Raw genomic sequence first — 23,388 nt, 5'->3', positions numbered from 1 at the left:
TAATAGTATTACTATCATTTTTGCACATTTAACAAATATTTAAGCTATTAATATTTTTAATAGTTTCTATAAATAATATTTATATGAAGTTGATTAAAGTTTAGAAATCAAGACTTTTTCGTCTTGAAAAACACCTATATCTGGTAAACCCGCTATGGCTTTATCTATCCATTTTAGAGCTTCCGTCTTATTCTTCTTATGCTTGTAGATCTGTGCAAGTCGGTAGTAAGCCCAAGCTTTAGGCACACCATCTTTGGCTGAGTGGTTTGATAAATACACCTTTAAGCATTTCTCACCTTTTTCGAGTTGTATATTGTAATCGGCACATACTTTACCAATTTGATAATGCATAGCATTACGCTGATGCTTTCGTTGGGCTTGTTCAAGATTTCCTATAGCTTTATCTGGCTTATTTTGAGCTTCGTAAAAATTGGTTAATTTCTCGTAACACGTTATAGAACCTCCAACTTCAATAGCAAGCTTATAGTATTTCTCGGCTAACTCTGGTTCGTCATCGTACTCATACACATAACCTTTAGCTAAATAGCCATCTACTTTAGACAGCTGTTGTAGTTCATTAGCGTACTTTAAAGCTTTTGACATACTTCCACCTACTATTCCAGGAAGTGATACGTATAACTCTACCAATGCCCATCGTGTATCTATATGTTTTGGGTCTAGTTCTGCAGCCTTCAAAAAGGATTGTTTTACATCTCCAATAATACCGAGTGCTCTTATCTTACTGATGTTTAAGGCCTTCATACCCAAAGCACCACCATATTTATAATGGTAATTCGCATTATTAGGATAATTGTCTTTTAGTGTTTCATATTGTTCTATAGCGTTATCCCATTTTTTCTGATAACCATAGGCATCTCCTAACAGTTCAATAGCCTCAATATCGTCGGGATTGGCTTGGACAAAAGAAATCAATTCATGCTCTGCCTTTTCGTAATGTTTGTCCGTGATATAGGATTTAGCTTTTTCTTTTGAAGATTGGGAAAAACACAAACCCGAGACAATAAAAATCCAAAGAAATTTCTTCATGCTTTCAAGACAACTTTTTTACAAAAATACAATTTATTAACGTTCACGTTCACTAACAAATTGCTTACCTTAACTCACCCAAATAAGCCTTTGACGTTTTATAGCTTTGTTTGGAATAGCTTTTGAAGGTATTTTGTAAAAATTCAAGTTCTCATGAAAAACTATATACCCATACTAATGCTTATTTGCTTTGCTTCATTTGCCCAAGCCCAAAACAATTTTGATGACCAATGGAAAAAAGTTACACAACTTGAAAACGAAGGGCTAACTAAAAGTGCCGCAGAACTTGTTGATATGATTTACAAGGATGCCAAAACCTCTAAAAACAAACCACAGCGGATTAAAGCCTTACTCCATAAAAGCAAGTATATGCTTATTCTTGAAGAAGACGCGCAATTGAATATTGTCAACCTTTTTAAATCTGAAATTGAATCTTCAAAAAACATCCCTACAAAGCACCTTTTAGAAAATATGCTGGCCACCATGTATTGGCAATATTTTCAGCAAAACCGCTATAAATTTTACAATCGAACAAAAACCAATGTAAAAACAAGTGACGATTTTAGAACCTGGGATTTAGAAACCTTATTTCATGAAATTCATGTGTATTATCAGCGCTCCTTGCAGAATGGTTTGCTACTTCAACAAGAAGCTTTAGAAAACTATAGCACGCTTTTAAATGAAGCTAAAGATTCTAAAATTTACAGACCAACACTATATGATTTATTAAGTCATAATGCGCTTCAATTTTATAAAACCCCAGAAAACAGCATCAAACAACCTGCATATAAATTTAAAATTGAAGATCAAGCTTTTCTTGCAGACAGCGAGCATTTCATCAACTTAAACATCGTTTCGAAAGACAGTTTATCTCTGCAATTACATGCGCTTAAAATCTATCAGAATCTTACAAAATTCCATAGAAGCAATCCAGTTACAAAAGCATTTGTTGCTATCGATATTGAGCGATTAAATTATGTTGCGCAACATGCGACTTTCAACAGCAAAGAAGACCTATTAATTAAGGTGTTAAAAGTTAAGGCCAAGGAATTACAGGATACGCCACTATCAGCGCTGTATAATTTTGAAGTCGCTAAAGTCTATCGCGACCTAGGAAACAAATACGATCATAATAACGACACCAATGAACATCGTTGGAAACTTAAAGAAGCCATAGAACTATGTAATGCTGTAATATTTAGCTTTCCTGAAAGTGCAGGTGCTAAAAACTGTGAGATTTTAAAACAGCAGATCCTTCAGCCTAGTTTAAGATTGGAAGCTGAGGAATTCTTACCAATTAATTCTACTTCACGAATTTTAGTCACCTACAAAAACCTTTCTGATCTTAATTTCAAAATTTACAAGATTGACAGCAATCAACTTGAAACCTTCAACAGAACAAATAAAACAGAAGACAAGCTAAAATTCTTTAAGAAAATAAAGCCGCTTCATTCGTTTACCCGTAACCTGAAATCTGAAGGTGATTATCAAGAGCACAGTACTGAAGTCATCATTCCGCAATTGAGTAATGGTTTTTACCTTATTAAAGCTGAAACTCAAAAAGATAATGTGTTTGGTTTAACATCAATTCAAGTCACCGATTTAGCCTTATTAGAAAGTAATGAAAATGACAAAATAAACTACCAACTCATTAATAGAACTAACGGATTAGCTATTGTAAATGCGGTAATCAACATCACTTACAGAAACAATAGGGATCGATCTTTTTCTAAAAAATTATCGACTGATACCTACGGAAAATTCAGCTTCAAAAAAGATGGCAACTACTACAGGCAAGTAGAAATCAGAGCTAGTTATAAAGACGATACTGCATTTTTTGGCGACTATTACATCAGCAGAGCTTACCGCGAGAGAGAAAACAACGATACCCAATACAATGTATTTTTATTTACAGACCGAAGCATTTATAGACCAGGACAAACAGTTTATTTTAAAGGGATTGCCACAGTTACCAAAGACGATAAAACCGAAGTTTATGCTAACGAAAAATCCATGGTTATACTGAAAAATGTAAATGGTGAAGTTATTAATAAACTGGAACTCAAAACCAATGACTTCGGTTCGGTATCTGGGGAGTTTATTCTACCTAATGATGGACTAACCGGTAACTATAATTTACTAATGCATTGTGAAAGTACAGGGTATTCCTATTTTTCTGTTGAGGAATATAAGCGTCCAAAGTTTAAACCCGAATTTCAACCCATTACAGAAACGTTTAAAGTTAACGATAGTATTACCGTAAAAGGAAAAGCCATTGCTTTTGCTGGCGGCAACATTACGGATGCTAAAGTAGTGTATCGTGTAAAACGCCAAGTACAATACCCAAGTTGGTGGTATTGGAGACGACCAGGCTATTACAATGCTAAAGCCCAAGAAATAACCTTTGGAGAAAGCACAACAAATAATAAAGGTGAGTTTGAAATTACCTTTAAGGCCATACCAGATGAAAGCGTTTCAAAAGACAACCTTCCGATTTTTAATTATGAAGTCACTGCGGATATTACGGATGTCAATGGAGAAACGCGTTCTACATCAACAGTTGTAAACGTAGGGTATCATGCAATGACCTTACAAATTTCTGTTCTAAACCAGATTGAGAAATCTCAAAAGGAAGTAGAACTCACTTTAAATTCCCAAAACCTTAATGGTGAATTTGTTCCTGCACAAGGAACCTTAAAGATTTACAAACTTAGAGCACCAACTAACGTGTTTAGAAACAGACCTTGGAATGCCCCAGATTTTCAGGTAATTTCTAAAGAAGAATTTAAACGTCTATTTCCTCACGACCCATACAACGACGAGCATTTATCCACCAATTGGGATAAAGGCGAAGAAGTTTTCTCAACAGATTTCGATACTGAAAAGGGAAAAACCATCATGTTAAAAAAACTGAAAAAGTGGAACTCTGGTCAGTACATTATGATTGCAGAAAGCAAGGATAAATTCGGAGAAGACGTAAAAGCTGAAGCCTATACAAACCTATTTAGCGATAACGATAAAACCGTTGCCGATAATCAACTTTTTGAAATCTCCTTAGACAAAGACAGTTACAAGATTGGAGACACTGTTAAACTCACCATTGGATCAGCGGCGAATGACATCACAATTACTGTAGAGGTTGAAAAAGACAACCAGGTTGTTTCAACGCAATTGGTAACATTGAACAACGCTAAACAAACCATTAGCATTCCTGTTTTAGAAGGTGATTTAGGTGGTTTTGAAGTCCATACGAGCTTTGCGGCTTACAACAGTTATGTATATCAAAGCTTTAACGTTAATGTCCCTTACCCTAAAACAGACTTAGAGATTGAAACCACAACCTTTAGAGACAAGTTACAACCAGGACAAGATGAAACCTGGAGTTTTAAAATCAAAGGCCCAAAAGGAGATAAAGTCTCTGCTGAACTTTTAGCAAGTATGTACGATGCGTCTTTAGATGAATTTAGAGCACACAACTGGAGTTTCAATCCTATACAGCAACCACATTACTACAGTAGAATAAACAAGAATGGTGGACGCAGTTTTGGCACTATTAACTTTAGATTATTTAATCATTTTAATTATCCAATGTCTTATACGACAAAAAGTTATGACCAATTAAATTGGTTTGGGTTTTATTTTGGGTTTGGCAGAACTAAATATCTTTTAAGAGGCAGAGCATCTGGAATGGAGTTAAATGAACTTGCAAGCAGTGCTTTTGAAGCAGATGACGAATTAGAATCTGTTGTTGTAATGGATTCAACAAACAAAAAAGCTCTTGTTTATAATAGTGTTACAGAGCAAAGTGGAGGAACAATTATTGCTGAAAGAATTGAAAAACAAAAGGAAAATCTAAATTCTAACTCTATCCAAATCCGCAAAAACCTCCACGAAACTGCTTTTTTCTTTCCGCAATTACAAACCAATGAACAGGGCAATGTAAGTTTTAACTTTAAAGCACCTGAAGCGTTGACCAAATGGAAATTGCAATTATTGGCACATACCAAAACCTTAGAAAGTTCGGTAATGCAACTAGAAACGGTTACTCAAAAAGAGTTAATGGTCATTCCAAATGCACCACGTTTTTTACGAGAAGGAGATCAAATTACTATCAGTACTAAAATTGCGAATCTTACGGAGAAAGAACTATCTGGTTTGGCAAGATTGGAATTGACCAATCCTGTTACTGGTGAATTTCTATCACAAATCTTTCAAGGTGAAATAGGCAGAAACTATACCTTAACAAGTGATTTAACCGATAAAGACTTTACAGTTAATGCAAAAGGCAACACGCAAGTGTCTTGGAAACTCAATATTCCAGAGGGTCTACAAGCTGTTCAATATAAAATAATTGCTATTTCAATAGATCCTGAAAACGGTGATCAATTTAGCGATGGTGAGCAAAACGCGTTACCAGTACTATCCAACAGAATGTTGGTAACTGAAACACTACCTATGTGGATTCGCTCTAACGAAACGAAGACGTTTACGTTAGACAAGCTAAAAGACAACACCTCAACAACGTTAACCAATCATAAGTTGACTTTAGAGATGACGTCCAATCCTGCGTGGTATGCTGTACAAGCTTTACCATACCTAATGGAATATCCTTATGATTGCAATGAGCAGACCTTTTCAAGATATTATGCCAATGCTTTGGCGCGGCACATTGTAAAATCCAATCCTAAGATTGAAGCGGTTTTCAATCAATGGAAATCCTCAGATGCATTACTTTCAAATCTTGAAAAAAATCAAGAGTTAAAATCACTTTTACTACAAGAAACTCCTTGGTTGCGTGATGCGCAATCTGAAACGGATCAAAAAAAACGTATTGGCTTGTTATTCGACCTCAACAAAATGAATAATGAGCTCAATTCAGCTTTAAATAAACTAAAACAAAACCAACTACCATCTGGTGCTTGGCCTTGGTTTAATGGTGGCTATGCCAATCGTTTTATCACGCAACATATTATTTCTGGGTTTGGACATTTAAAGCAACTTAATGTCATTCAGAGCGACAGCGAGGAATCTATGATTAAAAACGCCATCCAATACCTAGATACTGAATTCGTTAAAGAATATAAAGACATCAAAAAGTACAATAAGGATGCAGATTTAAGCAAAGACCATTTGTCTTACACGCAGTTGCATTATCTATATGTGCGTAGTTTCTATCCAGAGCTTAAACCATCAAAAGAGGTCGAGGCTATAATGGAGTATTACAAATCCCAAATGCAAACGTATTGGTTAAATCGTTCATTATATGCCAAAGGCTTAATGACCTTAACATTACACCGAATGAATGATGACGGAACAGCAGGAAAAATTTTAAAATCCTTAAAAGAAAATAGCATCACATCAGACGAATTAGGCATGTATTGGAAAGCGAACACGAGTTCTTGGTATTGGCACCAAGCTCCGATAGAAACCCAAGCATTATTGATTGAAGCATTTTCTGAAGTTGGAACTGTCATACAAAGCGAAGCCAAGAAACTAGAAGACATCGACAACCTAAAAATCTGGTTACTCAAAAATAAGCAGACTAATAAATGGGAAACCACCAAAGCCACTACAGAAGCTGTTTATGCCTTATTACTTCAAGGGAGTTCTTGGTTAGACGTCACCGAAATGGTTGATGTAAAAGTTGGTAATGATACTATAAATCCTTCAATATTAGATAATGTTAAGGTTGAAGCCGGAACAGGTTACTACAAGACGTCTTGGACAGGTAATGAAATTACACCAGAACAAGCCAATGTTACCGTTTCCAAGAAAGGAGATGGCATTGCTTGGGGAGCATTATACTGGCAATATTTTGAAGATTTAGACAAGATTACTTCAGCTGAAACGCCTTTAAAGCTGAGTAAAAAACTCTTTTTAAAAAGTAATACTGATAAAGGTGAAGAACTATCAGATATCATCAAAGACACTAAATTAAATGTTGGTGATTTAGTTCGCGTTCGTATCGAATTACGCTCCGATAGAGATATGGAATTTGTACACCTAAAAGATATGCGTGCTGCAGGTTTTGAACCTATCAACGTATTATCGCAATACAAATGGCAAGATGGTTTAGGCTATTACGAAAGTACTAAAGATGCAGCGACCAATTTCTTTATGGATTATTTACCAAAAGGCGTTTATGTGTTTGAATATGATTTACGTGTCAATAATGCTGGCGATATGAGTAACGGGATTAGTACTATTCAATCAATGTATGCACCGGAGTTTAGTAGCCATAGTGAAGGGGTGAGAATAACTATAGAATAAAAAAAGCTTCCGAAATGGAAGCTTCTTAATCTTATTTGCTGCTTGGCGGTGTGGTTGGTCTAACCTCAATTTTACTTGGTAGAGTTCTTGGATTCATTTTTAATAAATCCACAACCAATTCACCTATATCTTCTATCTGAATTTTCCAAGCACCAGCTTCACTTGGCTCATTGCCATTAAAATATGTTGATACTGAACCTGGCATAATAGTACTAACCTTTATACCATATTTACGCAAGTCTAACATTACTGCTTGGGTAAAGCCAGTAACACCAAATTTACTAGCGTTATAAGCAGAACCACCTGCAAAGAAATTGGTTCCTGCTAAACTTGAAATGGTAATATAATAGCCTTTGGATTTTTTTAGCGCCTCTACACTTGCTTTTATTGAGTTAAAAACGCCTGTTAAATTGGTGTCTATAACGGCATTCCATTGTTCTACTGTCAAATCTTCAATACTCCCAAAATGTCCCAATCCTGCATTGGCAACAACCAAGTCCAGTTGACCAAAAGCATCAAGTGTTGCTTTTACTGCCCTTTCTTGACTATCTAAATGTCTAACATCAGCTTCAAGTCCGATTACTGCGTTTTCAGAATTTGTTTTAGAAGCTAATTCTTTTGCCTTGTCTTCTGCGGCTTGTTTAGTTCTGCTCGTAATGGCAACTTTGAAACCTTGGTCAAGTAATGCCACTGCAATTCCATAACCAATACCTTTTGTTCCACCTGTTATAAGAGCGACTTTGCCCTGTAAATTGTTCATCGTTTTGTTGTTCTTTTGAATTCAATCAAAATTACAAAACCGATTCACCAAGATGAAGTTTAAAGTGTTAGGAAAATGATAAAGTTTATTTCTTTGGTGGATACTTGGAAAAAATCTTTTCTATGAGTGCATCAAAATAAGCCTCACGCTTTTCAGGTGACGCATTTTCGCGATAATTACTTTCGCTAACCGCCTGCCAAAATAGACGCTCGTTTTGTTTTTTATCCACAAAATCAATAACTATTTGGCGTGTGTTTTGGTTATTCCCTATTGGAATACCTACGGACACACCTCCAAAGCTACCTCCACCACCACCTCCTGCGCCGACGCCTACTGTAGAGTTATTCATATTCATGATATCTTGACTTAGAATATCTATATAGAAATCAGGATCATCAGAACGTGTTAAACCCATGGTAGCTAACTTGGCATCAATAGATTGAATGATGCGTTTGGTATCTAATTGACTAAGTCCCGTCTGCATATCACCAAAATAATCGTAAGTCTTGTATTGTGTAAAGTCAGTAGATTTCTCGTAATCGTAATTAATCACCGTACCACAAGAAGCCACTAACAAAAAGAGGAAAATATATTTTACAGCTTTCATTTTTTATTTTAAAGGTACTTAAAATAAGATTCTGTATCAAGTATGGTATTACAGAATTTAAACTTTAACTATTCTTCATCAGAATCTGGCTCAACAACTTTGGTAAGTGAAGAAGAAATAATTCCTGTTGGTATCGCCACAATACCTAATCCAATAAGTAATATAAAAAACGTAAAAATTCTTCCACCAACCGTAATCGGATATACATCACCATAACCTACTGTGGTTAAAGTAACAATAGACCACCAAAGACTGTCAAAAATAGAAGAAAAATGCTCTGGCTGCGCTTCGTTTTCGAAATAGTAAATCCCAATAGCTGCAAAATAAATCAACACCAAGGTAACTCCCATGAACAGAATAATTTGTTCTTTAGCCAACATCATAGCTTTTGCAAAATGACTCATGGCTTTATTATATCTCACTAACTTTAAAAGTCTAAACAACCTGAACATTCTCAACACTCTTAAAGAGCGTAAGTCTAATCCAAATGACAAATAAAACGGTAAGATGGCAAACAAATCTATAAGTCCAAAAAAGCTAAAAATAAATTTCAGATTACGATCTGAAACATAAATTCTTGCTAGGTATTCTGCAGTAAACACTATAACACAAAACAATTCTATAGAATTGAGAATAGCTTTAGTTTGTGGTTTTAAGTCTGGTAGTGTTTCTAAGGAAAATGTAATTACAGAAAGAACAATTAAAAACTGAATAAAAAATGCAAAACTCCTACTTAGCCTGTTGTTGTTATATTCTACTATGTTTTTAATAGCCTCTTTCATAACTCAATCAGGTATTCAACATATTCCAAAGTTTATCTTTCAATTCAGTAAGACCTTGTTGGGCTACAGAAGAAATAAACATGTAATCACACTCTAAATCTTTATCCAAAATATTTGCCATTTCAGATTTTAATTCGTCATCTAACATATCCGACTTTGAAATACACACAAAACGTTCTTTATCCAACATTTCAGGATTGTAACGTCTCAATTCATCAACGAGAATTTCGTATTGCTCAACGATATCCTTAGCATCTGCCGGAATTAAGAACAGTAAAATAGAGTTACGTTCTATATGTCTTAAAAAGTAATAGCCCAGTCCTTTCCCTTCAGCCGCACCTTCAATAATTCCAGGAATATCAGCCATAACAAACGATTGGAAATCGCGATACTTTACAATACCCAAATTAGGCTTCAGTGTCGTAAATTCATAATCGGCTATTTTTGGTTTTGCTGAAGTCAACACAGACAGCAACGTAGATTTTCCAGCATTTGGAAAGCCAACCAAGCCGACATCTGCGAGTACTTTTAGTTCTAAGGTAATATCCTTCTCTTCAAGTGGAATACCAGGTTGTGCATAACGTGGTGTTTGATTGGTAGAGCTTTTGAAATGCCAGTTACCGCGTCCACCCTTACCGCCTTCTACCACTATTTTTTCTTCTCCTTCTTCTGTTATTTCAAATAGAATCTTATTTGTTTCGGTATCCCTAACAACGGTTCCTAGTGGGACTTCAATAATGGCATCTTCACCGTCGGCCCCAGTACTTCTGCCAGAACTACCATGCTCTCCATGACCAGCACGAATATGTCGTTTAAATTTTAGGTGCAATAGGGTCCAGAGGTTTTCATTACCTCGGATAATAACATGACCACCACGACCACCATCACCACCATCAGGCCCACCTTTAGCGATATACTTTTCACGATGTAAATGTGCAGAACCTTTACCTCCATTTCCGGAAGCAACATGCATTTTTACGTAGTCTACAAAATTTCCTTCTGTCATAACGGAGTTTAAAGTTCTAAGTTTAAATTTGAGAGTTTAAACTCACTTGTAAGTTTTATAGCTTATCGATTACGGCACTTAAACGCTCCGTAATCTCCTCGATACTGCCAACACCATCCACACCGAAATACTTATTCTGATCAGAGTAGTAATCCTTCAATATGGCAGTTTTGCTGTAATATTCTTTAATTCGGTTTCTAATGATATTCTCATCTGCATCGTCTGCTCTTCCGCTGGTTTCACCTCGTTTTAATAAACGCTCAACTAAAATCTCATCATCTACTTCTAGGGCGACCATAGCATTAATTTGAGAGTCTTTGCTATCCATTAATTCATCCAATGCTTTGGCTTGGGCATTGGTTCTTGGGAAACCATCAAAAATAAATCCTTTGGCATCGGTATTTTTTTCAACTTCTTTGTTCAACATATCAATCGTAACCTGATCAGGTACTAGTTCACCTTTATCCATGTAAGATTTAGCTAACATACCTAAAGCAGTTTCATTTTTGATATTGTATCTAAAGACATCTCCCGTAGAGATGTGTACCAAATCGTATTTTTCCTTTAAAAAATTAGCCTGTGTTCCTTTTCCCGCACCTGGAGGGCCAAATAGCACGATATTTGTCATGTGTTGTGTTGTTTTTAATTGATAGACGTCTGGTAAATCCCTCCCCAATCCATCGTAGTCTAATCCGTAGCCAACAATAAATTTATTCGGAATTTCTTTACCAACATAATGAAGTTTAAAATCCTTATCGTAAGCTTCAGGTTTGTGAAATAAAGTTGCAATAAGTAACTGCTTTACATTTTCATTTTTAAAAATGCGATGCACTTCTTCCAAGGTATTACCTGAGTCTATGATATCTTCTAAAATAACGACGGTCCTTGCTGTTAAATCTTGAGTTAAGCCAATAAGTCTCTGGATATCTTCTGTAGATTTCACCCCTTCGTAAGAAGCTAATTTTATAAATGTAACCTCACATGGTTTGGGATACTTTTTTACAAAGTCACTAACAAACATAAATGACCCATTCATAATCCCTACAAAAACAGGGATTTCATCTTTTATATCTGCAGCAATATCATTGACCATTCGCTGGACGACAACATCAATCTCATCTGCATTTATAAAAGGTTTAAAATATAAATCATGAAGCTTAACAACCATGGTATTATTTTAGAAACGCAAAGATAATGAATTGATTGAGGATTGCCGATTTTTTGAATTATGAATTTAAGGGTATCTGCTATAATTAGCTTATTTTTGCAAAGAATTTATGTTGAATCTTTTAAAAATTTTCCATTTACCTAGGAAGTAAATATGAACTATTTTTCTTCAGACTTTAAACTCGGTATTCTTGGCGGTGGCCAACTTGGCAAAATGATTTTATATCACACACGAAAATACGATATCCACACATGTATAATCGATCCAAGTAAAGATGCACCAGCAAGACTGGCATGTGACGAGTTTTTTGTAGGTGATTTATTAGATTATGACACTGTTATTGATTTCGGAAAAAAAGTGGATGTACTCACTATTGAAATTGAAAACGTTAACGTAGAAGCTTTAGAAACTCTCGAAAAGCAAGGTATAAAAGTATATCCATCGTCAAAAACCTTGCGAACTATACAAAATAAGGCCACTCAAAAATTATTTTACCGCGATCATGATATTCCAACCGCAGATTTCTCGCGATTTGCACACACCTCTGAAATTGAAGATGCCGTTGAGAATGGCGGTTTAAAATATCCTTTTGTTTGGAAGAGCGCTAGGTTTGGGTATGATGGCCAAGGTGTAAAAGTAGTGAGACGTTACACAGATTTGGTAGATTTACCAAATGTTGAATGTATAGCAGAACATTTAATTCCGTTTAAAAATGAGCTTGCCGTTATTGTAGCCAGAAATTCTAAAGGGCATTTAAAAACATATCCAGTCGTTGAGATGGAATTTCACCCTGAAGCCAATCAGGTCGAGTATGTTATTTGTCCGGCAAGAATTCCGAATGACATTGCAAAGAAAGCAGAGCTTGTAGCTCTAAAAACAGCTGCAGCTTTTGAACATGTTGGGCTATTGGCGGTAGAAATGTTTCAAACTAAGGACGATCAAATTCTGGTAAATGAGGTCGCTCCAAGACCGCACAACTCAGGACATTATAGTATAGAGGCAAGTTATACAGACCAGTTTGAGCAACATCTGAGATGTATATTGGGTTTACCCCTTGGTAATACAGACAGTAAAGTTGCGGGTGTTATGGTAAATTTGGTTGGTTCAGAAGGCTACACTGGCAATGTACTATACAGAAACATTGAAGAGATTATGGCAATGGATGGAGTAACGCCACATATTTATGGTAAGAAACAAACACGACCTTTCCGGAAAATGGGTCATGTGACCATCGTAAATAAAGATGTTGACATGGCGCGAGAAATTGCAGAAAATGTAAAACGAACTATTGAAGTAATAAGCGAATAAGATATGAGTAAAGTAGGAGTTATCATGGGAAGTAAAAGCGATTTGCCAGTTATGCAAGACGCTATTGATATTTTAAAGGGATTTGATATTGAGGTTGAGGTTGATATTGTTTCAGCCCACCGTACACCAGATAAACTATTCGATTACGGAAAAAATGCTCATCATAGAGGAATTAAAGTAATTATAGCTGGAGCCGGTGGTGCAGCTCACCTACCAGGTATGGTAGCTTCACTATCACCATTACCAGTAATTGGAGTGCCTGTTAAGAGCAGTAATTCTATTGACGGTTGGGATTCTGTGTTATCAATTTTACAAATGCCAGGAGGTGTACCTGTAGCAACAGTTGCACTCAATGGCGCAAAAAATGCAGGTATCTTGGCTGCTCAAATTTTAGGAAGTGGCGATCAGTGTGTTTTAGATAAGATTAGCGTATACAAAGAAGGATTAAAGGCAAAGGTTATTGAGTCTGCAAAAGACCTATAAAAAAGCCTCAACTTCCGTCAAGGCTTTTTTTGCTATTAACCAATCCTTAAGAACAAAAAGATCTTGTTCGTCAAAGATGGCGCAAAGGTAATTAAACTTATCAAACCCCAAAATAGACCCATCATAAAATACCGTTAAAATTCACATTATCAACAACATACGTAAGAAAAATTAGACGATTAAAATGACTATTCTTAATAAATCTTTTGATACTCAATACAATACAGCCCCTTTTTCGAAAATAAAAAACGAAGATTTTTTACCAGCTATTAAGTTAGCAATAAACAAGGCGAAGAACGAAATTGATGCTATCGTCACAAACACCGAATCACCAACTTTTGAAAACACTATAGAAGCCTTAGACTACTCTGGTCAAGAGCTAGATAGAATATCTAGTATTTTCTTTAATTTAAATTCAGCGGAGACAAATGATGAGATTCAAAAAATTGCTCAAGAAGTTTCACCATTATTGTCTGAGTTCAGTAATGACATTACTCTAAACGAAGATCTGTTTAAACGCGTTAAAGCGGTTTACGATTCTAAATCCAACTTAGACTTAACCACAGAACAAGCCACATTATTAGACAAAAAGTACAAAAGCTTTTCTCGAAACGGAGCTAATCTTTCCAAGGAAAAAAAAGAACGCCTACGTGCAATTGACAAAGAATTAAGTCAGTTAAAACTAAAATTTGGCGAGCACATATTAGCTGAAACCAATAAATTTGAAATGCTTCTTACTGAAGAATCCGAAGTTTCAGGATTACCAGAAGGCGCAAAAGAAGCTGCAAAGCAATTGGCTGAAAGCAAAGGTAAAGACGGTTGGTTAATCACCTTAGACTACCCAAGTTATATTCCGTTTATGACGTATGCAGATGACCGTGCATTACGTGAAAAGTTATCTAAGGCGTTTGGAAGTAAAGGATTTAAAAATGATGATTTGGACAATCAGGACATTGTTCTAAAAATTGCAAATCTTCGTTTTGAGCGTGCCCAACTTTTAGGCTATAAAACCCATGCCCATTTTATATTGGAAGAACGCATGGCACAAACTCCTGAAAAAGTAAACAACTTCCTTAACGAACTTTTAGAAAAGGCAAAACCTGCAGCAGAAAAAGAATTTCAAAAACTTGAAGCCTTTGCCAAAGAACTGGATAAAATAGACGAACTACAAAAATGGGATTCGGCTTACTATTCTGAAAAATTAAAGCAAAAATTATTCAGTTTGGATGACGAGCAATTGAAGCCTTATTTTAAACTGGAAAATGTCATCAATGGTGCATTTACTGTTGCTGGCAAACTATTCGGTCTAAAGTTCGAAGAGATTAATACCATAGATAAATATCATGACGATGTTTTAACATACAAAGTTGTTGATGCAGAAGACAATTTAGTTTCTATCTTTTATGCTGACTTTTTCCCAAGAGCAGGAAAACGAAATGGAGCATGGATGACCTCGTTTAAACCGCAAATGATAAAAAATGGCATAAACGAACGACCACATGTTTCTATTGTTTGTAATTTTACCAAACCCACTAAGAGTAAACCATCATTATTAACCTTTAATGAAGTCACAACCTTGTTCCATGAGTTTGGTCATGCCCTGCATGGTATGTTAGCCAACACCACCTACCCTAGCCTTTCTGGCACAAGCGTGTATTGGGATTTTGTTGAGCTACCGAGTCAGATTTTAGAAAACTGGTGTTACGAAGAAGAAACCTTAAAATTATTTGCTACCCATTATGAAACTGGTGAAGTGATTCCAATGGATCTAATTGAAAAAATAAAAGCTTCAGCAACATTTCATGAGGGCATGCAAACGCTTCGTCAGTTAAGCTTTGGAATGTTAGACATGGCCTGGCATGCTAACGAAAACCTAGAGACAATCACATCTGTTAAACAGCACGAAATAGAGGCTTTTGGCGGAACCCAACTTTATCCTGACGTTGTTGAAAACTGTATGAGCACTGCTTTTGCACATATTTTTCAAGGTGGTTATTCCTCGGGCTATTATAGTTATAAATGGGCGGAAGTTTTGGATGCTGATGCCTTTGAATATTTTAAAGACCAAGGTATTTTTAATAAAACGGTAGCCAATAAATTTAAAACTTATGTTTTATCACAAGGCGGTACAGAAGATCCAATGACGCTTTATAAAAAATTTAGAGGACAAGAGCCAAAACCTGAGGCATTATTGAGACGAGCGGGTCTTATAAAATAAGCTAATTTGTTTTACGTTAGCGTATGCCATGAATTTTCTAAGACTAATAGGCCATCTACTAATAATTATATGCTTAACCATTTTAACGCAGCTTGGCGGATTGATTTGGCTAACAAGTGTTTTTATTTCTAAGCGATGGCAAAAAAAGAAACGCTTTGTTTTTCCAATAGTTTATTTCGTTTGTAACCTACTTATAGTTCCATGGATCGCACCTTATTTTGGAAGAACTCAATTACCGGTTTTTAAAAGTGACCTAAAACCACAGAATATCATATATCCTTTGTGTTTCCGAAACTATGTAGACATCAAACTTCATAACTCATTACAACAATCAACAACCGATTTAGCACATTTAGGGATAAGAACAACCTATTTGGATGCCAATTTTCCTTTTATAGATGGTTTTCCGCTTTTACCTCATCTCAGTCATAATGATGGTAAAAAAATTGATTTAGCATTTATGTATCGTGACAGTAACAATAAAACAGATAAAAAACCTTCTTATTTCGGTTATGGAGCTTATGTTAAAGACTCTAATCCTACATCTAAATATTGTAAAGAAAAGGGCTACTGGCAATATGATATCACAAAATACTTGTCGCCAGATAAAAACAATACTCTTTTACTAGACAAGGAGAATACCAAGACCTTAATTCAAGGACTACTCTACCGAGCAAAAAATTCAAAAATTTTTATAGAACCTTATCTTAAAAATGAACTTAAGCTTAGTAAGTACAACAACATAAGGTTTCATGGTTGCCAAGCGGTTAGACATGATGATCATATCCATCTAGAGATTAAATAAACTTTCAATAATTATTGAAAGTTTAAAATTTATTGTATATTTGCGGTATGATATATCAAGAAGCAAAAGAAAAGTTTATTAGTACATGGGGTAGTTTAGGCACTCTCTGGGGCATAAATAAAGCTATGGCACAGATTCAGGCTTTACTTTTTATTTCTATCAAACCATTATCAATGGAAGAGATTATGGAAGAGCTTAAAATCTCGCGTGGTAATACTAGCATGAACTTGAGACAGCTTATTGATTGGGGAATTGTAACCAAAGTATTAGTATCAGGTGAGCGCAAAGAATTTTTTACAACAGAAAAAGATGTTCAAGAATTAGCGCGTATAATAGCTAAGGAGCGTAGCCGTAGAGAAATAAAACCAGTTATAAAGGTTTTAGAGGATGTATCATCCATTCAAGATGATGGCACAGAAAATACAAAAGAATTAATTAAGCAAACAAAAGCCTTAAAAGATCTGACAGACGAATTAGATACACTGATGAATAAACTAGTAAATCAAAAGCATAACTGGCTAACAAAGTCGGTATTAAAGCTTATGAAATAACTATATTTTTTTACACTATACTTTCAATTTTTTTTGAAAGTTTAAAAACATTTAAATCATGAAAAAGCTTTATCAATTAAACAAAATAGCTCTGGTAATTACAGCAATATTGTACTTAACAATAATATTTGGATTATATGCTCAAATAGTCCTAGGAGGACTTCAGTTGTTAAGCGCTTTAGGTATTTCGTTTTCCTGGAGTAAGATTAATACCAAGCAAAAAAAGCATCTTCTGATCTATTGGGCCATAGTATTGATTTATGGTATCGGATGGTATCTGAAAATAGAAATAAATAACCTATGGTGGATATTGGGGATTATCATTATTCCGATGTCTGTAGCAACTTACTTCGTATGGATACTTAGTAATCTGAAAAGACTATAATTATGAAAACTCTAATTCCTAATTGGTTGATTATTATTGGAGGATGTGGTCAAATATTTACAGCCCTGATTTACCCTTACATTAGACATAACGTATTTGATTGGTATAATGATGTTAAGCAACTAAAACCCTTAAATCAAGAAATTGCTAAAACTTATGGTAGATATATTCAAGGATTAAATTTCTCTTTTGGCTTAATAGCTATCCTTTTACCAAATGACTTGAAAAACGGCACCCATCTGGCAGTCGCTCTTACTGGTTTAATAGCAGTCTATTGGGTAGGCAAAGTCGCAACACAAATTGCTTACTATCCTATTTATCAAATTCCCAAAAAGTTAACTTTTAAAATTGGCGGTTATTTCATGAACTTCCTATTTGTATTGTTTGCAGTTGTTTACACCTGGCTATTCATCTATAACTTTATAATTCATTAATGTATGAAAATCCAATCCATACCTCACAGCAGTTACGAAGAACAAATCCGAATTGAAATGGTAGACTTTTATAATGAAGCTACCGAAGACTATCTATTTTGGAGTAAAGATTACAATATGCATTTTGGTTACTTTATTCCGTTTAAAACCAATCCTTTTAAACGAGATAGCATGCTTAATCAAATGAATAAGCAAGTCATAAAAAGATTAAACATTGGTAAAACAAAGCATAGGCTTGTAGATTTGGGATGTGGTATGGGAGCTACCATGAGATATGCATTAAATGAGTACAATAATGTATTGGCGTACGGAGTAACCATGTCAGACTTTCAAGTCAAAAAGGGTAATGGCTTACTTAAAGGTAAAAACGGAATCATACTAAAGGAAAACTATAATAACACATCATTTCAATCTAATTCGTTTAATTCTGCAGTAGCTATTGAGAGCTTTTGTCATTCAGGTCATAAGTATAATTCGCTCAAAGAAATGCACAGACTCTTAAAACCTGGTGGACGTTTTGTAATGGCAGATGCCTTGCTGAAGAGGGATATGACTCAACTTTGCAAAGGAGGGAAATATGCTTACCACAGACTATGTAGTCACTGGAATTTAGAAAAATTAGAAACCCCTCAATTCATTAAAAAAAGTCTAGAAGATTTGGGATTTAAGAATATTGAAATCGAAAATGTATCGATGAGAGTGGCTCCTTCAGTGCTACACGTCCCGTTCGCTATTTTAGGCTTTATTATCAAGAAATTTTTTGGATTTGACAACCTTAAAAAGGAAAGCTCGCATAATCTAAAAGGCTCTTTCTATGCCCTTTTATCTGGTTTGCATATGAAGAGTTTTGGCTATTATATCATAAGCGCCACCAAACGTTAGGAAAATGTGAACATATATAAAACATCATAATATTTTACCTATTTTTGATTGAGCAATGACAAAAAGTAATGGCCAATCATCAATTAAATCCTAATAACTGGATTGATTTGTATTCAGACTACCTCTTTAACTATACCATCTCAAGAGTTAATGATAGAGTTGTAGCACAAGATTTAGTGTCTGAAACCTTTCTGGCCGGTCTAAAATCGATGGGTAATTTTAAGGGTGAAGCCTCTGAACGTACCTGGTTAGTTTCTATCCTAAAACGTAAAATCATTGATCATTATAGAAAGATAAACTCTAAAAAAGGAAAAGCCGAAGTTAGAATGAACTACAATAGCGATTCAGACACTGAAGGTGACTGGCTGGAGGAGCGTGTAGAAGACACTTTTGAAAAAACGGCTGAAGCAAAATTGGAAAACTCAGAACTTGGTGATGCCATTTACGACTGCATAGCCAAGTTACCTGCAAAACAAGCTGAGGTTTTTAAGATGAAAACAATATTAGGTTATGATACAGAAACCATTTGTAATGAAATGAACATTACTGCGTCTAACTTATGGGTTTTAATACACAGAGCTAGAACAGCATTAGCAAATTGTATGGAAGAAAATTGGTTTTAAAATAAAATGAAAAAACGTTTTTTATTTATAAGCTGCGAAGAGGCAAAGCATATTTGTGACAAATCACAGTATGGTGAGTCGACATTTTGGGAGCGTTTTAAGTTATCTATAAGGCTTTCCTGGTGTCATGTCACAAAATCTTATTCCTCTAAAAACAACAAATTGACTCATTCTATTAAACAAGCAGAAGTTGATTGTTTAAAAAACGATGAACGTAACAAACTAAAACAGCAGTTTGAAAAAGAGTTAGCCAAGCATCAGTAAAATAATCAACCAAACAACAGGAATACTTTCAACCCAAAATGCGCTGTAATATTTTGTTTGTTCTTTGTGGGCAAATACTAAAAAAACAAGGGTAATACTTAATATAATAGTATTTGAAATTAATGCAGTTTCCTTTACTTCGTTCTTAAAAAATTCCAATAAGAAAAAAAATAACAACAGTATAGCACCTATCAACTTAGTATTTTTAACACCTATGCGCTGAGGTATGGTACCCAATTTTAAATTATCATAGATAAGATCTCTAATTTCAAAGGGAAGCATTAAGACAATGACAAAAATAAAATACTGAATTCCAGTTATTACCACATCACCACTTATCGGATAGCCTTTTTCTATTAATGGTAAAAACGCAGTTGTAAAGGCCCATACTAAAGCTATAATGTAAATTTTTAATCCACCTATTTGTCGAAGGTTTTTTTGGCTATCCCTAAAGTATTGCATGGGTAATAAAGGAATGGCATATAGAAAGGTGACAAGCCCAAAAATGGCTAGATAGATAATAGAATCTATGGTCAATTTTAAGGCATAATAACAGGTCCCTAAAAACGCCAAAAACGAAAAAATCTGGATAGTCTTTAACCATGTTGCCAAACTTCTGTGATGAAATTTAGCGACCCCAAAATACTTAACAAAATTATAGCCGGTTATTGTCGCGAAAAAGACAAAAGGTAACACTACGAAATCATGGTTTAGCTGAAATTTAATAAACGTTACCCATGTCATAGCCATAACAGCTAAAGCCACGTGAATACTACTATTGATGTAAAAATTAAATATTTGATTTAAAACACGCATCTAACAAAAATAATCAATGTGTTAATAACCCTCTTTTTCAGTTAAAAACTTTAACCTTCATTAACTAAAAACAATAGCGATTTCCGTATTTTTGCATATCAAAAAAAATAGCGGAATAAAGAATGGATACAACCTCTTTTGCACTTAGGCATATTGGCCCAAGACCAGACGAACAAAAAGCGATGTTAAACACCATTGGTGTGACGAGTATTGAGCAGTTAGTTTCCGAAACTATACCTGCAGGAATTCGACTTAAGAAGGATTTGGATTTAAATCCTGCAATGAGCGAACAAGAGTATTCAAATCACATCAATAAACTCTCTCAGCTTAATAAAGTTTATAAATCTTATATAGGTTTAGGATATCATCCCTCTAATTTACCGGCAGTAATTCAACGCAATATTTTAGAAAATCCAGGATGGTACACTGCATATACTCCTTATCAGGCTGAAATTGCTCAGGGTCGCTTAGAAGCATTATTAAATTTTCAGACTATGGTTATGGATTTAACAGGTATGGAAATCGCTAATGCTTCACTTTTAGATGAAAGTACCGCAGCAGCAGAAGCTATGGGCTTATTATTTGCGATTAGGGATCGTGATCAGAAAAAAGCTGGCGTCAACAAATTCTTTGTATCAGACCAAGTATTACCACAAACCATTGCCTTGTTAGAAACCAGAGCTACTCCAATTGGAATAGTATTAGAAATCGGTAACGAAGCAGAATACAATTTATCCAAAGACTATTTTGGTGCCTTATTACAGTACCCTGGTAAAAATGGGGAAATTACAGATATTAAATCGTTCATCGAAAAAGCCAATGCCGAAAATATAAAAGTTGCGGTTGCGGCTGATATCTTAAGCTTAATCAAATTGGAAGCACCAGGTAAATTTGGTGCAGACGTTGTATTAGGAACAACACAGCGCTTTGGCATTCCTATGGGCTATGGTGGCCCTCATGCCGCTTACTTTGCAACTAAAGAGGCCTATAAACGCCATATACCTGGTCGTATTATTGGTGTGACTAAAGACACCAATGGGAACAGGGCATTGCGTATGGCATTACAGACGAGGGAACAGCATATTAAAAGAGATAAAGCGACATCAAACATTTGTACCGCTCAGGTATTATTAGCTGTTATGGCGGGCATGTATGCCGTATACCATGGCCCAAAAGGCTTAGAATTTATTGCCGATAAGGTTCAGAACACTACGGCAACCCTTGCAGCTGCATTAGAGAAATTGGGCTTAGAACAGGCTAACACACACTACTTTGATACCCTTAGAATAAAAACAGATCCAGTCAAAGTAAAGTACGAAGCCGAAAAAAGAGAAGTCAACTTCTACTATCCAGATAATAATACGGTTACCATTTCTATAAATGAGACCACAACAATTTCAGATCTCAACGAAATTATCTCCATTTTCGAAGATGTTACAGAGTCTAGGATTGAAAAAATCACGTCTATTACAGATGTAAATACCATTCCTGATGCATTAAAACGTCAATCAGAATTTTTAACGGCTGATGTTTTTAATTCTTATCATTCTGAAACAGAGTTAATGAGATACATAAAGAGATTAGAGCGTAAAGATTTAGCTTTAAATCACTCAATGATTTCCCTTGGTTCTTGTACCATGAAGTTAAATGCTGCTTCAGAAATGTTACCTTTAAGTTGGCCAAGCTGGGGAAATATGCATCCTTTTGTTCCTAAAGATCAAGCAGCTGGTTATCAACTGCTTCTTACGGAACTCGAAAATCAACTTACCGAGATTACCGGTTTTGCAGCGACATCTTTACAACCAAATTCTGGTGCCCAAGGTGAATTTGCAGGTCTTATGGTTATTAAAGCCTATCATGAATCACGTGGCGACCATCACAGGAACATTTGCTTAATTCCATCTTCGGCCCACGGTACAAACCCAGCAAGTGCTGTAATGGCAGGTATGAAAGTTGTCGTAACCAAAGCATCGGAAGATGGGAATATTGATGTAGATGACTTAAGGGAGAAAGCCGAATTGTACAAAGACAACCTTTCTGCTTTAATGGTAACTTACCCTTCTACACATGGTGTATATGAGTCAGCCATTAAAGAAATCACAAAGATTATTCACGATAATGGAGGTCAGGTTTACATGGATGGTGCAAATATGAATGCACAGGTCGGTTTAACCAACCCAGGTAATATTGGTGCAGATGTATGTCACCTTAATCTACATAAAACTTTCGCCATTCCTCATGGTGGTGGTGGCCCAGGCGTAGGACCAATTTGTGTTGCCGAACAACTAGTACCATTTTTACCAGGAAACCCTATTGTAAAAACAGGTGGACATCAAGCAATTTCAGCAATTTCAGCTGCACCTTTCGGATCGGCTTTAGCCTGTATCATATCTTATGGTTATATATCCATGCTCGGCGCAAAAGGTCTAAAACAGGCTACTGAGGTTGCCATATTAAATGCCAACTACATCAAAGAACGTTTAGAAGGTTATTACAAAACACTTTATACTGGAGAAAATGGTAGAGCAGCACACGAGATGATTATAGATTGTCGTGATTTTAAAGCCCATGGCATTGAAGTCACTGATATCGCAAAACGTCTTATGGACTACGGATTCCACGCACCTACAGTATCGTTCCCAGTTGCAGGCACTATGATGATAGAACCTACCGAAAGTGAAAGTAAAGCTGAAATGGATCGCTTTTGTGATGCGATGATCTCTATTCGTCAAGAAATAGATAAAGCTTCAAAAGATGAACCTAACAACGTATTGAAAAATGCACCACATACATTAGAAATGCTGACTTCAGACGAATGGCTTTTACCATATACTAGAGAGACAGCCGCGTTCCCGCTGGACTACATCAGAGCTAACAAATTTTGGCCAAGCGTAAGACGTGTGGATGATGCTTATGGAGACAGAAATTTAATTTGTAGCTGTGCTCCAATAGAGGATTATATAGAAGCTTAGTCTTTAT

The 23,388-nt window shown here is 35.5% G+C and carries 18 protein-coding genes; 11 read left to right on the top strand and 7 right to left on the bottom strand.

What is annotated here, in order from left to right:
* Positions 1–93: 93 nt before the first annotated feature.
* Complete coding sequence (locus ACFQ1K_RS05950) at positions 94–1,047, bottom strand: tetratricopeptide repeat protein (RefSeq protein ID WP_320555823.1); 954 nt, start codon at positions 1,045–1,047, stop codon at positions 94–96.
* 153 nt (positions 1,048–1,200) lie between these two features.
* Here ACFQ1K_RS05950 and ACFQ1K_RS05945 point away from each other — a divergent pair, with 153 nt between their 5' ends.
* Positions 1,201–7,317: an alpha-2-macroglobulin family protein gene (locus tag ACFQ1K_RS05945; RefSeq protein ID WP_320555822.1), complete on the top strand. Its 6,117-nt coding sequence runs from the start codon at positions 1,201–1,203 to the stop codon at positions 7,315–7,317.
* Positions 7,318–7,348: 31 nt separating this feature from the next.
* Here ACFQ1K_RS05945 and ACFQ1K_RS05940 read toward each other — a convergent pair whose 3' ends face one another.
* The 5 genes from ACFQ1K_RS05940 to ACFQ1K_RS05920 all read right to left on the bottom strand — a co-directional run bounded on the left by ACFQ1K_RS05940 (position 7,349) and on the right by ACFQ1K_RS05920 (position 11,640).
* A complete protein-coding gene (locus ACFQ1K_RS05940) occupies positions 7,349–8,077 on the bottom strand; it encodes an SDR family oxidoreductase (RefSeq protein ID WP_320555821.1) in 729 nt (242 codons plus the stop codon).
* A gap of 85 nt (positions 8,078–8,162) precedes the next feature.
* Positions 8,163–8,684 carry a DUF4136 domain-containing protein gene (locus ACFQ1K_RS05935; protein WP_320555820.1) on the bottom strand — a complete coding sequence of 174 codons (522 nt, stop codon included), beginning with the start codon at positions 8,682–8,684 and terminating at the stop codon, positions 8,163–8,165.
* Between the two features lie 68 nt (positions 8,685–8,752).
* Positions 8,753–9,466, bottom strand: coding sequence for an ion transporter (locus ACFQ1K_RS05930; protein WP_320555819.1), 714 nt, complete (start codon positions 9,464–9,466; stop codon positions 8,753–8,755).
* Positions 9,467–9,473: 7 nt separating this feature from the next.
* On the bottom strand, positions 9,474–10,472 hold the full coding sequence (obgE, locus tag ACFQ1K_RS05925; protein WP_320555818.1) for a GTPase ObgE: 999 nt from the start codon (positions 10,470–10,472) through the stop codon (positions 9,474–9,476).
* A 55-nt stretch (positions 10,473–10,527) separates the two neighbouring features.
* Positions 10,528–11,640 (bottom strand): adenylate kinase, encoded by a 1,113-nt coding sequence (locus tag ACFQ1K_RS05920; protein ID WP_320555817.1) that lies wholly within the window; start codon positions 11,638–11,640, stop codon positions 10,528–10,530.
* A gap of 153 nt (positions 11,641–11,793) precedes the next feature.
* Between ACFQ1K_RS05920 and ACFQ1K_RS05915 the strand changes: the two genes are divergently transcribed.
* The 9 genes from ACFQ1K_RS05915 (at position 11,794) to ACFQ1K_RS05875 (ending at position 19,593) form a co-directional block, all read left to right on the top strand.
* Positions 11,794–12,948, top strand: coding sequence for a 5-(carboxyamino)imidazole ribonucleotide synthase (locus ACFQ1K_RS05915; protein ID WP_320555816.1), 1,155 nt, complete (start codon positions 11,794–11,796; stop codon positions 12,946–12,948).
* 3 nt (positions 12,949–12,951) lie between these two features.
* Entirely contained in the window at positions 12,952–13,431 is a 480-nt protein-coding gene (gene purE / locus ACFQ1K_RS05910) for a 5-(carboxyamino)imidazole ribonucleotide mutase (protein ID WP_320555815.1), read from the top strand.
* 184 nt (positions 13,432–13,615) lie between these two features.
* Positions 13,616–15,649, top strand: a complete 2,034-nt coding sequence (locus tag ACFQ1K_RS05905; protein ID WP_320555814.1) for a M3 family metallopeptidase — start codon at positions 13,616–13,618, stop codon at positions 15,647–15,649.
* A 28-nt stretch (positions 15,650–15,677) separates the two neighbouring features.
* On the top strand, positions 15,678–16,454 hold the full coding sequence (locus tag ACFQ1K_RS05900; RefSeq protein ID WP_320555813.1) for a hypothetical protein: 777 nt from the start codon (positions 15,678–15,680) through the stop codon (positions 16,452–16,454).
* A gap of 47 nt (positions 16,455–16,501) precedes the next feature.
* Complete coding sequence (locus tag ACFQ1K_RS05895; RefSeq protein WP_320555812.1) at positions 16,502–17,005, top strand: GbsR/MarR family transcriptional regulator; 504 nt, start codon at positions 16,502–16,504, stop codon at positions 17,003–17,005.
* Positions 17,006–17,392: 387 nt separating this feature from the next.
* On the top strand, positions 17,393–17,824 hold the full coding sequence (locus ACFQ1K_RS05890; RefSeq protein ID WP_320555811.1) for a hypothetical protein: 432 nt from the start codon (positions 17,393–17,395) through the stop codon (positions 17,822–17,824).
* A gap of 3 nt (positions 17,825–17,827) precedes the next feature.
* Positions 17,828–18,706, top strand: a complete 879-nt coding sequence (locus tag ACFQ1K_RS05885; protein WP_320555810.1) for an SAM-dependent methyltransferase — start codon at positions 17,828–17,830, stop codon at positions 18,704–18,706.
* A gap of 68 nt (positions 18,707–18,774) precedes the next feature.
* Complete coding sequence (locus ACFQ1K_RS05880) at positions 18,775–19,329, top strand: sigma-70 family RNA polymerase sigma factor (RefSeq protein ID WP_320555809.1); 555 nt, start codon at positions 18,775–18,777, stop codon at positions 19,327–19,329.
* A gap of 6 nt (positions 19,330–19,335) precedes the next feature.
* The gene (locus ACFQ1K_RS05875) at positions 19,336–19,593 is read left to right on the top strand and encodes a hypothetical protein (RefSeq protein WP_320555808.1); all 258 of its coding nucleotides are present in this window, start codon (positions 19,336–19,338) and stop codon (positions 19,591–19,593) included.
* On the opposite strand, the gene ACFQ1K_RS05870 is transcribed toward ACFQ1K_RS05875, so the two are convergent.
* Entirely contained in the window at positions 19,576–20,409 is an 834-nt protein-coding gene (locus ACFQ1K_RS05870) for a hypothetical protein (RefSeq protein ID WP_320555807.1), read from the bottom strand. The two genes, ACFQ1K_RS05875 and ACFQ1K_RS05870, sit on opposite strands and share 18 nt — an antisense overlap.
* A gap of 122 nt (positions 20,410–20,531) precedes the next feature.
* Here ACFQ1K_RS05870 and gcvP point away from each other — a divergent pair, with 122 nt between their 5' ends.
* The gene (gene gcvP / locus ACFQ1K_RS05865) at positions 20,532–23,381 is read left to right on the top strand and encodes an aminomethyl-transferring glycine dehydrogenase (RefSeq protein ID WP_320555806.1); all 2,850 of its coding nucleotides are present in this window, start codon (positions 20,532–20,534) and stop codon (positions 23,379–23,381) included.
* Positions 23,382–23,388 lie beyond the last annotated feature (7 nt).

Origin of the sequence: Winogradskyella aquimaris (assembly GCF_042676105.1) — a bacterium.
Classification (GTDB): Bacteria; Bacteroidota; Bacteroidia; order Flavobacteriales; family Flavobacteriaceae; genus Winogradskyella; species Winogradskyella aquimaris.
This window is presented reverse-complemented; position numbering and strand designations above follow the sequence as displayed.

Excerpts from the sequence above, each read along its gene's own strand:
- ACFQ1K_RS05905 (WP_320555814.1), top strand. The coding sequence starts at position 13,616 with ATGACTATTCTTAATAAATCTTTTGATACTCAATACAATACAGCCCCT.
- ACFQ1K_RS05930 (WP_320555819.1), bottom strand. The coding sequence starts at position 9,466 with ATGAAAGAGGCTATTAAAAACATAGTAGAATATAACAACAACAGGCTA.
- obgE (WP_320555818.1), bottom strand. The coding sequence starts at position 10,472 with ATGACAGAAGGAAATTTTGTAGACTACGTAAAAATGCATGTTGCTTCC.
- ACFQ1K_RS05935 (WP_320555820.1), bottom strand. The coding sequence starts at position 8,684 with ATGAAAGCTGTAAAATATATTTTCCTCTTTTTGTTAGTGGCTTCTTGT.
- gcvP (WP_320555806.1), top strand. The coding sequence starts at position 20,532 with ATGGATACAACCTCTTTTGCACTTAGGCATATTGGCCCAAGACCAGAC.
- ACFQ1K_RS05920 (WP_320555817.1), bottom strand. The coding sequence starts at position 11,640 with ATGGTTGTTAAGCTTCATGATTTATATTTTAAACCTTTTATAAATGCA.
- ACFQ1K_RS05950 (WP_320555823.1), bottom strand. The coding sequence starts at position 1,047 with ATGAAGAAATTTCTTTGGATTTTTATTGTCTCGGGTTTGTGTTTTTCC.
- ACFQ1K_RS05870 (WP_320555807.1), bottom strand. The coding sequence starts at position 20,409 with ATGCGTGTTTTAAATCAAATATTTAATTTTTACATCAATAGTAGTATT.
- ACFQ1K_RS05915 (WP_320555816.1), top strand. The coding sequence starts at position 11,794 with ATGAACTATTTTTCTTCAGACTTTAAACTCGGTATTCTTGGCGGTGGC.
- ACFQ1K_RS05885 (WP_320555810.1), top strand. The coding sequence starts at position 17,828 with ATGAAAATCCAATCCATACCTCACAGCAGTTACGAAGAACAAATCCGA.
- ACFQ1K_RS05900 (WP_320555813.1), top strand. The coding sequence starts at position 15,678 with ATGAATTTTCTAAGACTAATAGGCCATCTACTAATAATTATATGCTTA.
- ACFQ1K_RS05880 (WP_320555809.1), top strand. The coding sequence starts at position 18,775 with ATGGCCAATCATCAATTAAATCCTAATAACTGGATTGATTTGTATTCA.
- ACFQ1K_RS05945 (WP_320555822.1), top strand. The coding sequence starts at position 1,201 with ATGAAAAACTATATACCCATACTAATGCTTATTTGCTTTGCTTCATTT.
- ACFQ1K_RS05940 (WP_320555821.1), bottom strand. The coding sequence starts at position 8,077 with ATGAACAATTTACAGGGCAAAGTCGCTCTTATAACAGGTGGAACAAAA.
- ACFQ1K_RS05875 (WP_320555808.1), top strand. The coding sequence starts at position 19,336 with ATGAAAAAACGTTTTTTATTTATAAGCTGCGAAGAGGCAAAGCATATT.
- ACFQ1K_RS05890 (WP_320555811.1), top strand. The coding sequence starts at position 17,393 with ATGAAAACTCTAATTCCTAATTGGTTGATTATTATTGGAGGATGTGGT.
- ACFQ1K_RS05895 (WP_320555812.1), top strand. The coding sequence starts at position 16,502 with ATGATATATCAAGAAGCAAAAGAAAAGTTTATTAGTACATGGGGTAGT.
- purE (WP_320555815.1), top strand. The coding sequence starts at position 12,952 with ATGAGTAAAGTAGGAGTTATCATGGGAAGTAAAAGCGATTTGCCAGTT.